Below are 14,479 nucleotides of genomic sequence, written 5' to 3'. Positions count from 1 at the left end.
CAATACTTTTTCATAATTATTATGTAACTTATACACCTTCTTTTTTCAAAACAGTTTTTTCAATACTTTTTCATAATTATTATGTAACTTATACACCTTCTTTTTTCAAAACAGTTTTTTAACATATATCAAAATGAGTTTCTTCCTACACCTTCTTTTTTCAAAACAGTTTTTTAACATATATCAAAATGAGTTTCTTCCTATTATATAAAAAATTTTTCTCATATGTCTGTCAGAGGGTAATAAAACTTGAAAAAATGGTCATTTTGTTATAAGATATAAATACGTGGTTCTATGCCTATAACTCCATAGACACAACGACTGGACGGAAAGGATTTTCGGAAGAATGGAAGAATTAATTTTATCAAAATGGGACGAGATACTCTCTCTTCTCGAGACAGAACATGGATTATCCCCTATTGTTGTTAAAACATGGATCAAACCTTTGAAGTTATATTCTGTCGAAGGAAAAAAACTGTATTTTGCAGTTGATGATAGTATGGGTTCAAGAGCCATCGATTTTATTAATAAAAAAATGTACGATATGTTCCTGGTTACTTCTATAAAAGAAGTGCTGGATGACGATTCTATCGAGATTGTAATTGACGTAGAAAGTAATCTGAACAAAACCTCCAAAGAAGAGGTTACCAAAGAAGAATACAACGAAGCGATCACCAAGAGCAATCTCTATCCAAAATATACATTTGATACATTCGTTGTAGGTGAGAGCAACAAGCTCGCTCATGCAACATGTCTTGCTGTCGCAGATTCACCGGGACTGGACAAATTCAACCCACTGTTTTTATATGGTGGAGCAGGTCTTGGCAAAACACATCTGATGCAGTCGATCGCACATTATATTTTACAACATAATAAGAATATGAAGGTTCTCTATGTACCTTCCAATAAATTTACAAATGAAATCGTAGAAGCGATCAAGAAAAACAAAACCGACGAGTTCCGGGAAAAGTACAGAACCGTTGATGTATTACTGATCGATGATATTCAATATCTTATCGGTAAAGAGAGTACCCAGCAGGAGTTCTTTGATACCTTCAATGCACTTCACGATGAAGGAAAGCAGATCATTCTGTCATCGGATAAGCCTCCTAAAGAAATTAAAACTCTGGAAGAGCGTTTCCGTTCCAGATTTGAATGGGGAGTACCGATCGATATTCATGCTCCTGATTATGAAACCAGAATGGCAATTCTCAAAAATAAAGTTGAGATGAACGGATACAAGAATATCAGTGACAACATTCTGGAATATATTGCAAATAACGTTACCTATAATGTAAGAGAACTGGAAGGAGCATTAAACAAGATCAGTGTATATGCCGAACTTGGAAATGTTACGATCACAGAGGATCTTGCAAAGAACATATTAAAAGATATGATATCCAAGGAAACCAACGTTACGATCACACCTGATCTTATCATTAATACCGTTTCCGAACACTTAAATATCAGTGTTGATGATATCAAATCTTCAAAACGTAGTCAGGATGTAGCCAATGCAAGACAGATATCCATGTATCTATGCCGTAAATTTACAACAAAGGGATTAAAAAGCATCGGAGATGTATTTGGCGGTAAAGACCATTCGACTGTTTTAAGTAATATCAACAAAGTAGATAAGAGGATTGAAAGTGATCCTGAATATGCAGAGACGATTGATGTCATTATCAAGAAGCTCAGTCCTCACAGCTAATGTTATTTATATGTGGATGAATGTCTGTACTATTGTTATGAAATGTTAGTATCTGACAATTCAATCAATTCAGACGATTTTCAAATGTTTATAAATCCACTTACAATAACATTGAATATCAGGAAAATTAACATAGACACATAATTGATTTCATAAGAATTTATAAGGATATTTTGAAGTTTCAACAAATCCACACCTACTACTACTGTTATTACTACTTTTATTATTAAATATATATCTACAAACAACCGGGAAAGGAGTTTATAAACAAAATGAAGATTTCGTGTATGAAGGGAAAATTGATGCAGGGAATTAGTAATGTATCAAAAGCTGTATCTACAAAAACCACACATCCAATTCTCTCATGTATTTTCATTGAAGCTGAAAATGGAAATATAAAACTCACAGCAAATGATATGGAAATTGGAATAGAATCTTATGTTGAAGGAACTGTTATCGAAGAAGGAAAGGTTGCGATCGAAGCAAAGCTTTTATCGGACATCGTAAGAAAGCTTCCGGATAGTGAGATACATATGGAAAAAAATGAAGATTTCAAGACAACTATCAAATGTGAGAAATCATTATTTACCATTGCAGGAAAATCAGGAGAGGATTTCTCCAGTCTTCCGGTTGTTGAAAAATCCAAATATATTACAATTTCACAGTTTACATTAAGAGAGATTATCAACCAGACGATCTTTTCAATTTCAGACAGCGAATACAATAACGTTATGACAGGTGAATTATTTGAGGTTTCTAATAACAGACTTCGTGTTGTAGCTATTGACGGACATCGTATCGCTATCCGTAATGTAGAATTAAAGGATGAGAGTCAGGATGTGAAGGTTATCGTTCCTGGTAAGGCACTCAGTTATATTAGTAAGATTGTAAATGGTGGAGTAGATGATGATGTAAATATCTACTTTGCAGATAATAATATATTATTTGAATTTGACAGAACAAAGGTTGTATCTCGTCTGGTAGAAGGTGAATTCTTCAGAATTGATAATATGTTAAATGTTGATTATCAGATCAAGTTCACTATCAACAAGAGAGAATTTCTTGACTGTCTGGATCGTTCATCTCTTCTAATCAAAGAATCAGATAAGAAACCAATCAAGCTCACGATAGAAGATAACATGTTATATCTGAAGATAGATTCTCTGATCGGTTCAATGAATGAAGAGATAGAGATTCATAAAGAGGGAAGCAATATCATCATTGGATTCAATCCAAAATTCTTAATGGATGCGATCCGTGCAATTGACGATGATGATATTACTATATACATGAATAATACAAAATCACCTTGTGTAATCAAGGATGAAGAAGAGAATTATATTTATCTGATCCTTCCAATGGGTATCGGAAGCAGATAATCCAGGATTGGAGATAAGAAAAAATGGAAATAATCAAGCTGAGAGATGAATTTATAAAACTAGGTCAGGCATTAAAGGCAGCCGGTTTTGTAGAGTCAGGAGTAGAAGCAAAAGAGGTTATATCTCAGGGTCTTGTTATCGTAAATGGTGAGATTGAGACTAGAAGAGGAAAAAAACTGTATGATGGAGATGAAGTAGAATTTGATGGAGATAAGATTAGTATCCAGAAATAATTCTACACATGTGGCTGGTAGATAGTATGTATGTTGAATCACTGAATATTAACAACTATAGAAATTATGATGAGTTATTCATTATGTTTGATAAGAATACCAATATTTTATATGGTGATAATGCACAGGGAAAAACAAATATACTGGAATCTATCTATATGGCAGCTACAACCAAGTCCCACCGTGGAAGTAAGGATCGGGAAATCATAAAAATAGGTGAAGAAGAGTCACATATTTGTCTTTGCATCAAAAAAAGTGATATAAGTCATCGAATTGATATGCATTTGCGTAAAAGCAAGAATAAAGGAGTTGCTATAGATGGACTGCCTATCAGACGTACAACTGAACTTTTTGGTTTATTAAATGTGATATTTTTTTCGCCGGAGGATTTATCTATCATAAAAAACGGTCCTTCTGAGAGAAGAAGATTTCTGGATCTGGAGTTGTGTCAGTTAAGCAGATTGTATTATCAGAATCTGTCTTCCTATTCCAAGATATTGAATCAGAGAAATAATCTGTTAAAGCAGATTGCTTATAATAAAAGTCTGATGGATACTTTAGATGTATGGAACATGCAGCTTGTGGATTACGGAAGAAAGGTTATAAAAGAAAGACAGAATTTTATAACGATGTTAAATGATCTGATCGGAGAAATCCATTTGAAGCTGACTTCCGGAAAAGAAAAGCTGGAGATCATCTATGATAAGAATGTTGGTGAAGATGAATTTGAACAGGTGTTGTCAGATAAGGTTCATGTAGATCTGAATTATATGAGCACCCAGACAGGACCTCACAGAGATGACATCATGTTTATGATAAACGGAATCGATGCAAGAAGATTTGGATCACAGGGACAGCAGAGAACAGTCGCTCTTTCTTTGAAGATCGCAGAGATAAAGCTAGTAAAAAATATTATAAATGATAATCCGATACTTCTCCTGGATGATGTTATGTCAGAGCTTGACAGCAGCAGAAGAGAAGCGTTGTTAGATGAGATCAAAGATATACAAACAATTATAACCTGTACAGGTTATGATGATTTTATAAAAGAACAAGTAGTGATCAATAATGTGTATCATGTTACAAACGGAACCGTTACGAAGATATAAGTTTTGTTTGTTATGGAATATTAAGGAGGAAAAAAATGTCAAATAATTATGATGCTGAACAGATACAGGTTCTGGAAGGACTTGAAGCTGTCAGAAAAAGACCGGGAATGTACATAGGAAGTACGTCTACAAGAGGATTGCATCATCTTGTTTATGAGATTGTTGATAATTCTGTAGATGAAGCTCTGGCTGGTTATTGTAATCACATAGAAGTTTTTATTAACTCTGATAATTCCATAACGGTTGTTGATAATGGACGTGGTATACCTGTAGGTATTCAGGAGAAGACAGGAAAATCAGCACTGGAAGTAGTATTTACCGTTCTTCATGCCGGTGGTAAGTTTGGCGGTGGAGGATATAAGGTATCCGGTGGTCTTCATGGTGTAGGTGCTTCTGTTGTAAATGCTCTTTCTGAATGGTTAGAGGTCGAAGTTACAAGAGATGGTCATATATATAAGCAGACTTATAAGCGTGGTAATGTAGACAGTGCATTGCAGATCATTGCCGATGCACCGGAAGATAAATCAGGAACAAAGGTAACATTTCTTCCGGATAAGACGATATTTGATGACTGGATCTATGATTATGATACATTACGGACAAGACTTCGTGAGACAGCATTCCTTACAAAGGGTCTGAAGATTACATTAACAGATCTTCGTGTAGATCCTCCAAAGGAGAGACATTTTCATTATGAGGGCGGTATCAAAGAGTTTGTTGAATACATGAACAGACACAGAGAAGCGCTCTATGACAAGGTAATCTACTGTGAGGGAATCAAGGATGGTGTATATGTAGAAGTTGCTATGCAGCATAATGATTCCTATAACGAAATGATACACAGTTATGTAAATAATATTAATACACCGGAAGGTGGTACACATTTAACAGGTTTTAAGGCAGCCATTACCAAGATTTTCAATGACTACGCAAGAAGGAATAATCTGTTAAAAGAAAAAGAGGATAATCTGTCCGGTGAAGATCTGAGGGAAGGTATGTCTGCGATCGTATCTGTAAAGATCGGTGAACCTCAGTTTGAAGGTCAGACAAAGCAGAAGCTTGGAAATTCAGAAGTAAGACCTGTTGTAGAAAGTATCGTAAGTGAACAGCTTACTTATTTCTTAGAGCAGAATCCGAATATAGCAAAAATAATTATAAATAAATCTGTAATGGCTCAGCGTGCGAGAATTGCAGCAAGAAGAGCCAGAGATGTAGCAAGAAAAGCAAATCTTGCAGATAATATGGCACTTCCCGGAAAGCTTGCAGATTGTTCCGATAAAGATCCGAAGAATTGTGAGATCTACATCGTAGAGGGAGATTCCGCCGGTGGTTCTGCAAAGAAAGCAAGATCCCGTGCAACACAGGCTATCCTTCCACTCCGTGGTAAGATATTAAACGTAGAAAAAGCAAGAATCGACAGAATCCTTGAGAATGCCGAGATCAAAGCAATGATCACAGCATTTGGTACAGGTATTCATGAGAATTTTGATATTGATAAGCTCAGATATAATAAGATCATTATTATGACGGATGCCGATGTAGATGGTGCTCATATCGCAACCCTGCTTCTGACATTTTTCTATCGGTTCATGCCGGATCTGATCCGAAAAGGACATGTATATTTGGCACAGCCACCACTTTATAAGTTGGAGAAGAATAAAAAAATCTGGTATGCCTACAGTGATGATGAACTGAACAGTATCTTGAATGAAGTTGGACGAGATCAGTCAAATAAGATCCAGCGATACAAAGGTCTTGGTGAAATGGATGCAGAACAGTTATGGGAGACAACCATGGATCCGGAAAAGAGAATTTTATTAAAAGTTGCGATTGATGATGATGATGAATCAGAGATTGATATGACCTTCAATGTACTGATGGGAGATAAAGTTGAACCTAGAAGACAGTTCATAGAGACAAATGCCAAGTTCGTTAAGAATCTTGACATTTAAACGAAAGGGAGAAGAACATGGATGACGATAAGATTTTTGACAAAATAAGTGAAGTCGGGCTCAAGAAGACCATGGAGCGGTCTTATATAGATTATGCCATGAGTGTTATTGCAGCACGAGCACTTCCTGATGTAAGAGATGGTTTGAAGCCTGTTCAGAGAAGAATCCTTCACTCAATGATAGAACTGAACAACGGTCCGGATAAGCCACATCGTAAATGTGCCCGTATCGTCGGTGATACCATGGGTAAATATCATCCACATGGAGATAGTTCCATCTATGATGCTCTCGTAAAACTGGCTCAGGACTGGAATACAAGATATCCATTGGTAGATGGTCATGGTAACTTCGGTTCAGAAGATGGTGATGGCGCTGCTGCGATGCGATACACAGAGGCAAGGTTATCAAAGATAAGTATGGAAATGTTAGCTGATATCAATAAAGATACAGTAGATTTTGTACCAAACTTTGATGAGACAGAAAAAGAGCCAACGGTACTTCCATCACGTTTTCCTAATCTATTGGTAAATGGTACAACCGGTATTGCGGTTGGTATGGCTACCAATATTCCACCACATAATTTAAAGGAAGTAATCGGTGCAACCGTAAAAATCATTGATAATCGTATAGAAGAAGACAGAGAAACCTCCATTGATGAGATCATGCAGATTATAAAAGGACCTGATTTTCCTATGGGAGCAGAAATCCTTGGACGTCGTGGAATTGAAGAAGCATACAGAACCGGTCGTGGTAAGATCAAGGTTCGTGCCGTTACAGATATTGAAGCAATGCCAAATGGCAAGCATAAGATTGTAGTAACGGAGCTTCCATACATGGTAAATAAAGCTTTACTGATCCAGAAGATCGTAGAGCTGGTAAAGACCAAGCGTGTAGAAGGAATCACGGATGTAAGAGATGAATCCTCCAGAGAAGGTATCCGTGTTGTCATCGAATTAAAGAAAGATACAAATGCAAATGTACTTTTGAATCAGTTATATAAGCATACACAGCTTCAGGATACATTTGGTGTTAATATGCTGGCACTTGTAGATGGTGTTCCAAAGATCTTAAATATTAGCCAGATGCTTGGATATTATCTGAAGCATCAGGAGGATGTAGTAACCAGACGTACAAAGTATGACCTGAATAAGGCAGAGGAACGGGCACATATTTTAAAGGGATTGTTGATTGCACTCGATAATATCGATGAAGTTATCAACATTATCCGTAGTTCTAAGAGTGTACAGGATGCGAAGAATTCATTGATCGAAAGATTCGGACTGACAGAGATTCAGGCACAGGCAATCGTAGATATGAGACTTCGTGCTCTGACAGGTCTGGAACGCGAGAAGTTAGAGGCAGAGTATAAAGAACTGATGGATAAGATCAGTTATTTGAAAGCAATTCTTGCAGATGAGAAAAAATTACTCGGAGTTATCAAAGATGAACTTCTTGTTATTTCTCAGAAATATGGTGATGAGAGAAGAACAGCTCTCGGCAGAGATGTCGATGAAGTAACAGACGAAGAACTGATCGAGAGAGAAAATATCGTTATAGCCATGACAAAGCTCGGTTATATCAAGCGTATGCCGGAAGACCTCTTCAAGGCACAGAATCGTGGTGGTAAGGGTATCCGTGGTATGCAGACGATCGATGAAGATTACATTGAGAATCTGATCGTAACAACGACACATAATTATTTGATGTTCTTTACAAATACCGGTAGAGTATACCGTCTGAAGGGATATGAGATACCGGAAGCAGGAAGAACAGCCAGAGGTGTTGCAATCGTAAACCTTCTTCAGCTTCAGGCAGGTGAGAAGATCACAGCAGTCATTCCGTTAAAGAGCTACGAGGATGGTAAATATCTGTTCATGGCAACCAGAAATGGTATGGTAAAGAAAACAGATATCTTAGAATATCAGAATGTGAGAAAGACAGGACTTACAGCTATTGTTTTGCGTGATAATGATGAATTGATCGAAGTGAAAGCAACAAATGGAGATGATGATATCTTCCTGATTACAAAGAAGGGTATGTCGATTCGTTTTAATGAAAAAGACGTCAGACAGACCGGAAGAACTTCCATGGGTGTAAAGGGTATCCATCTTGGAAAAGATGATATCGTAATTTCCATGCAGATGAGTTCACAGGGAGAAAAGATCCTGCTTGTTACCGAAAATGGTATGGGTAAGAGGACATTAATCTCAGAATTTAACGTACAGAACCGTGGAGGTAAAGGTGTTAAATGTTATAAGATCACTGAAAAAACAGGTGATCTTGTAGGAGCGAAGATCGTTACCGATGAAAATGATGTTATGATCATTACCACAGAAGGAATCATTATTCGTACAAGCTGTGATGGAATATCCACACTTGGACGAGTAACCTCCGGTGTAAAGATTATCAACCTGAACTATGATAATAATGTCAAGGTAGCATCCATGACAGAAGTACAAAAAGAAGAATTTGACGATGAGGATCCGGAAGGAGAAAATCCGGAAGAAACAGAAGATACAGAAGTATCAGAAGAACAGTCATCGGAAGAAGATTCAACAGAAGAATAATATAAAGGATACCGGCTGAATAAGATCAGCCGGTATTCATAAAGAAGGTAAAAAGTTACTAAAAATTGGAGGTGGGATATGCCAGTTAAAATATATTTGGGGTTATATAATGCTATCAACGGCATTGTATTTAAAACAGCAACAACAGAGGCAACAACGGAAGCACAGAATATTATTACCAAAAATGACAGATTAAGTAAATTTTTGGAATCATCCAATAATACGGCAGGTCTTTCCAGTTATATTATGGATATCCTGTATATAATGATCGTACTGGTCATTGCACTGGCATTTTTGACACTGATGGCTCATATATACAGATATATGAAACGAAGAAAAGATCCATATTACAAAAAGAATGATGATGATTTTCTGGATAACTAAAAAAAGAGGATAAGAAAATGCGTACAATTAATACAGATGAGATTATTCAGACTGTAAAAGAAATGTGTATTGAGGCAAATCTGAAGCTGTCAGAGGATATGGAACAGGCAGTCAGAAATGCTGCAGAAGAAGAGGACAGTGTACTTGGAAGACAGATTCTTTCGCAGTTATGTGAAAATTTGGATATAGCAGCAGAGGATCAGATACCGATCTGTCAGGATACAGGAATGGCGGTATTTTTCATTAATGTCGGACAGGATGTTCATGTAGAAGGCATGAATCTGACTGATGCAGTGAACGAAGGAGTCAGACAGGGATATACAGAAGGATATCTTCGTAAATCTGTTGTAAGAGATCCGCTGATCCGTGAAAATACAAAGGACAATACACCGGCAATCATACATTATGATATTGTACCGGGCGAAAATATAGAGATTACGATTGCACCAAAGGGATTCGGAAGCGAGAATATGAGCCGTGTGTTCATGTTAAAGCCTGCTGATGGAGAAGAAGGCGTAAAAGCAGCCGTTCTTCAGGCAGTCAAGGATGCAGGTCCCAATGCATGTCCTCCGATGTTTGTAGGAGTAGGTCTGGGTGGAGATTTTGAAATGGCCGCAAAGCTTGCAAAGAAAGCTCTTACCAGAAAAGCCGGAGAACATTCACCATATGATCATATTGCAAGAATTGAGAGTGAGATTCTGGATGCCGTTAATCATACAGGAATCGGACCGGGTGGCCTGGGCGGTAAGACAACAGCACTTGCAGTTAATATCGAGACTTATGCAACACATATCGCAGGTATGCCGCTTGCAGTAAATATGTGCTGTCATGTCAACAGACATGTAACGAGGATTCTGTAATGAATCTCAAAAGCTGTCATTAAGGTCAATACATGGCAGATATGAATTACAGAATTTATTTTATAGAAGAATAAAAAGAGAGAGATGAGAAAAATGGATAAGCATATTACAGCACCATTTGATAAAAAACAGGTAGAAGAACTTCATGCAGGAGATTATGTATATATATCAGGTGTGATCTACAGTGCCAGAGATGCTGCACATAAGAGAATGTATGATACATTGATCGAGAATGGAAATGATGAATCAAAGCTTCCAATCCAGTTGGATGGAAATGTGATCTATTATCTGGGACCAACACCTGCAAGAGAAGGTCAGGTCATCGGATCGGCAGGACCAACAACCAGCAGTCGTATGGACAAATATACACCACTCATTCTTTCAAAAGGTTTGAATGGAATGATCGGAAAAGGAAAGAGAAGTCAGGCAGTTATCGATGCCATCGTAGAAAATAAGGCAGTATATTTTGCTGCGGTAGGAGGTGCAGGTGCACTCCTTTCCAAATGTATCAAGAAATCAGAGGTCGTTGCATATGATGATCTGGGAACAGAAGCCATCCGTAAGATGACAGTTGAAAATCTGCCTGTTATTGTAGTAATTGACAGCAAAGGAAATAATCTGTACGAAACAGCGGTTGCAGATTATCTGAAACAGCAGGAATAATATAGAATAAGGCTGTTTTCGTTCTATTATATCAAAATTGATATATTAAAGAATTATAATAGGGATATTCACAGCTATACATAATTATGTGCATCAGGTTACAATAGCATTGTGATGTTCAAAGCCATTTAAATAGTAAATGTTTAAGAGAGATGCGCTGGGATGTTCCTGGCGCATTTTTTCCGTAAAAAAGGAGAGTGATGGATATGGGTAAGAACAAAAAGAAAAAAGAAAGTTATTATGATGCAGACCAATCCGGCAGAAAATTTGGTAAATGGAATTTTATCATGCTGGCAGTAATCATCGTAATAGAAGCAGTATTATATTATGTATTAACGCCGACAATCAATCTTCACAGTGTTGAATTCTGGATATGGATGATCGTAACAGTTGTTGCACTTTTTATTTGTACATTGAATTTAAAGGCAGAACAGATGGATGATATGCCTGTATCACCAAAACTGACGAAGATATTTGGTATTGTGATCGGAATCATGATTCTGGCAGCACTTGTTGGATGGATCGGATCATCCAAATTATTTGCATCTTCCAAATATGCCGGACTGATACAGATCGAAGATGGTGATTTTGAGACTGATATCGTAGAAAGCAAAGAGATCAATGATATAGCACTGATGGATACAGATACCGCAGTTATTATCGGTGAACGTGCGATCGGTTCTTTATCTGATGTAGTCAGCCAGTACGAAGTAAGCAGTGACTACAGTACGATCGATTATAATGGAAGTCCGATGAAGGTAGCAGCTCTGGAATATGCCGGATTCATCAAATATATGAATAATAAAAAGAGCGGTATACCGGGATATGTACTCGTCGATCCGGTAAAGAATGAAGCAAAATATGTAAAGCTTGAAAAACCAATGATCTATTCACCTTCTGCATATTTTAATCAGAATCTGTACCGTCATGTGCAAATGGCATATCCGACGGCTATGTTTGAAGGCTTTTATCTGGAATTGGATGATAACGGAAATCCATATTATATCTGTCCGGTACTGACAGCAAATGCAGGTCTGTTCGGAGCAAAGGATGTAAAGGGCATCGTAATCTGTGATCCATGTACCGGTGATACTGAATATCATGCAGTCGGTGATGTACCAAAATGGGTAGACCGTGTCTATGACGGAGATCTTGCATGCAGAAAATATGACTGGTACGGAAAATTATCTGGTGGCTACTGGAACAGTGTATTTGGAAATAAGGGATGCAAAACGACAACAGATGATTATGGTTATAAGGTCATGAACGGAGATGTGTGGGTATACACCGGCGTAACTTCCGTAAATGGAGATGAATCCAATATCGGTTTTGTTATGATCAATCTTCGTACCGGAGAGAGTAAATATTATTCAATCGCAGGAGCGGAAGAGCATTCTGCCATGGCATCAGCAGAAGGACAGGTACAGCACCTTGGATATAAAGCATCCTTCCCTTCATTAATAAATATTGGTGGTATTCCTACTTATATCATGGTATTAAAGGATAACGGTGGTCTTGTCAAAATGTATGCACTGGTTGATGTCGAGAAATACAACATCGTAGCAACCGGAAATACACAGAAGGAAACACTGATATCTTATAATAAACTGCTGGCACAGAATGGATTAAAGACGGGCAAAGATCTGTCCGACAATCTTCCAAACAAGCAGATCACGGTCAAAGACATTCAGTTCATCCAGTTAGAGGATAGTACCTATGTGTATATTACAGATGAAAAACGAAATGTCTACAAGCAGGATTTTGCTGAAAATGAAAGTCTGATCCTCATTCAGCCGGGAGATTCTATCAAAGTATTTTATCAGGAAGGAGAGGATGCAATCAATCAGTTGATCTCGTACGACAAATAAATCATTTAGAAAAAAATACTGTATAAAAAGGAAATGCTTTGAATGCGTACACTTATATAAAGTATATGCAAGATGTATTTAAAATCTGTGTAAATGTGTACAAACTGCATAAATAAAATTGGCAGTATTCACTAATTACATCAAGTTGACACGAGATCAAATATATCGTAAATTATTATTATAGGCTGATTCTTGGGCTGAATCAGCCAGAGCAAAAAGTTTTAAAAAGTAAAGGAGAGTTCTATGGAAAAGAAAAGAGTATTCAGTAAATCATTACTTTTACTGGCAATTACAAGTATTATGCTGTTTGCGATGAGTATTACATCTATGGCAGCGACAAATGTTACAAATATCAGGCAGACAGAAGTAGGGCAGAATAGAGCCAAGATAGAATTTAATGGTGCTGATGGCGCAAAAGGATATTACATCTATTATTCATCAAATAATGGTGCTAAATGGAAAAGAGTAGATGATGATATTTATCCAGATAGTTATAAACCAGAGTATACTTATACTGGCTTAAGTGTGGGATGTACATATAAAGTAAAAGCCGTGCCTGTATATGAAACATATGTAAGTGGCACTGGTTATGTTTATAATGCAAAAGAGAATTTGGCAGCTACAGGTGAAATTGTTACAGCACCGTCATCAGACGCACTGGGCACAGTTAAACAGATTGGTGCAACATATAATTCAGTAACAATACAGTGGTCACCTTCTTATGGTACTACAAAATATGTTATATATCGTGATAATAATATGACAAATGGTGTAAAAGTAGCAGAAGTTAAGGGCTCACAGACTTCTGTAAAGCTTAAAGCCGAAGCAGGAACACAAAGCACATACTATGTATATCCTGTAAGAGTATCTTCAACAGGATATGAAGCAATCTATAGTTATAATTATGAATCGATATCTGGTGTTAAAACTGCACCTAAGGCTCCTGTTAAAGTTGCAAGTTTAGCCTATCATAATATAAGTTGGGATAAATATAGCAAAACTAAAGTAACAGTTGGTTGGGATAGAAATGATAATAATGAGTTCTATGAACAGGGATATAGAATTGCTGTTTATTCAGTTGATGGTAAGAAAAAGCTGAAAACATATAATATTACCAATTCATATACAAGGAGCAAGACATTTAGCTTGAAGGCAATAAAGAATAAAGGATTCAGAGTAAAGGTTTCAAGTTATGTTGTAGTAAATGGTAAGAAGTGTTACAGCAAATGGTCAAAAACTAAGGTTGTAATTCCTCAGGCAGATGTTAAACTTACAAGAAAGTCAAAGACTTCTGTAAAATTATCATGGAAGAAAGTTTCAAATGCTACAGGCTATACTATCTATGCATGCAAGAATGCAGGTTCATTTACCAGCAATAAAAAATGGTATAAGGTTGCAAAAGTAGGAAAGAAAACAACATCATATACTGTTAAAAAGCTGAAAACCGGTAAGTATGCAGGATTTTATGTTATACCAACTGTAAAGATCGGTAAGAAGTCATATAAGGCAGATGCCACATGGTATATGAGTATGTACATGAGCAAGTATTATTAAAATTTTACTTTAATAATCATAAAAGTATTTAGTTGAAAAAACACTGGAGAAATCATAAGTTTTGATGGTTTTTCCAGTGTTTTTTATAATTTCAATCTTATAATCAGGGACTAGGATTCAAGACCAGAATGATATATAATAAAGACCATAAAAAAGACTAAAATGAAATAAATATTGACTATGTATCAGAAATTTGATA

Annotated in this window: 11 protein-coding genes; all 11 read left to right on the top strand. The window is 36.7% G+C overall.

Going from position 1 to position 14,479, the window contains the following annotated elements:
• Positions 1-346 precede the first annotated feature (346 nt).
• The 11 genes from dnaA (at position 347) to DW959_RS06785 (ending at position 14,280) form a co-directional block, all read left to right on the top strand.
• On the top strand, positions 347-1,711 hold the full coding sequence (gene dnaA, locus DW959_RS06835; protein WP_021944265.1) for a chromosomal replication initiator protein DnaA: 1,365 nt from the start codon (positions 347-349) through the stop codon (positions 1,709-1,711).
• 272 nt (positions 1,712-1,983) lie between these two features.
• Positions 1,984-3,090, top strand: coding sequence for a DNA polymerase III subunit beta (gene dnaN, locus DW959_RS06830; protein ID WP_118615752.1), 1,107 nt, complete (start codon positions 1,984-1,986; stop codon positions 3,088-3,090).
• Positions 3,091-3,113: 23 nt separating this feature from the next.
• Positions 3,114-3,323 carry an RNA-binding S4 domain-containing protein gene (locus DW959_RS06825; protein ID WP_008401671.1) on the top strand — a complete coding sequence of 70 codons (210 nt, stop codon included), beginning with the start codon at positions 3,114-3,116 and terminating at the stop codon, positions 3,321-3,323.
• Between the two features lie 26 nt (positions 3,324-3,349).
• Positions 3,350-4,432, top strand: coding sequence for a DNA replication/repair protein RecF (gene recF / locus DW959_RS06820; protein WP_118615756.1), 1,083 nt, complete (start codon positions 3,350-3,352; stop codon positions 4,430-4,432).
• A 35-nt stretch (positions 4,433-4,467) separates the two neighbouring features.
• On the top strand, positions 4,468-6,384 hold the full coding sequence (gene gyrB, locus DW959_RS06815; protein ID WP_117822436.1) for a DNA topoisomerase (ATP-hydrolyzing) subunit B: 1,917 nt from the start codon (positions 4,468-4,470) through the stop codon (positions 6,382-6,384).
• 17 nt (positions 6,385-6,401) lie between these two features.
• Complete coding sequence (gene gyrA, locus DW959_RS06810) at positions 6,402-8,951, top strand: DNA gyrase subunit A (protein ID WP_118482954.1); 2,550 nt, start codon at positions 6,402-6,404, stop codon at positions 8,949-8,951.
• Between the two features lie 78 nt (positions 8,952-9,029).
• Complete coding sequence (locus tag DW959_RS06805; protein WP_118615750.1) at positions 9,030-9,335, top strand: hypothetical protein; 306 nt, start codon at positions 9,030-9,032, stop codon at positions 9,333-9,335.
• Positions 9,336-9,352: 17 nt separating this feature from the next.
• Positions 9,353-10,195, top strand: a complete 843-nt coding sequence (locus DW959_RS06800) for a fumarate hydratase (RefSeq protein ID WP_118615741.1) — start codon at positions 9,353-9,355, stop codon at positions 10,193-10,195.
• 93 nt (positions 10,196-10,288) lie between these two features.
• Complete coding sequence (locus DW959_RS06795) at positions 10,289-10,858, top strand: Fe-S-containing hydro-lyase (RefSeq protein ID WP_117807966.1); 570 nt, start codon at positions 10,289-10,291, stop codon at positions 10,856-10,858.
• 206 nt (positions 10,859-11,064) lie between these two features.
• On the top strand, positions 11,065-12,726 hold the full coding sequence (locus DW959_RS06790; protein ID WP_117807968.1) for a hypothetical protein: 1,662 nt from the start codon (positions 11,065-11,067) through the stop codon (positions 12,724-12,726).
• 243 nt (positions 12,727-12,969) lie between these two features.
• Positions 12,970-14,280 (top strand): fibronectin type III domain-containing protein, encoded by a 1,311-nt coding sequence (locus DW959_RS06785; protein ID WP_117822432.1) that lies wholly within the window; start codon positions 12,970-12,972, stop codon positions 14,278-14,280.
• Positions 14,281-14,479 lie beyond the last annotated feature (199 nt).

It is taken from the genome of Clostridium sp. AM46-21, assembly GCF_003480025.1.
GTDB classification, from domain to species: Bacteria; Bacillota; Clostridia; order Lachnospirales; family Lachnospiraceae; genus Coprococcus; species Coprococcus ammoniilyticus.
The sequence above is the reverse complement of the archived record's forward strand: the minus strand, read 5'-3'. Positions and strand labels throughout refer to the sequence as shown.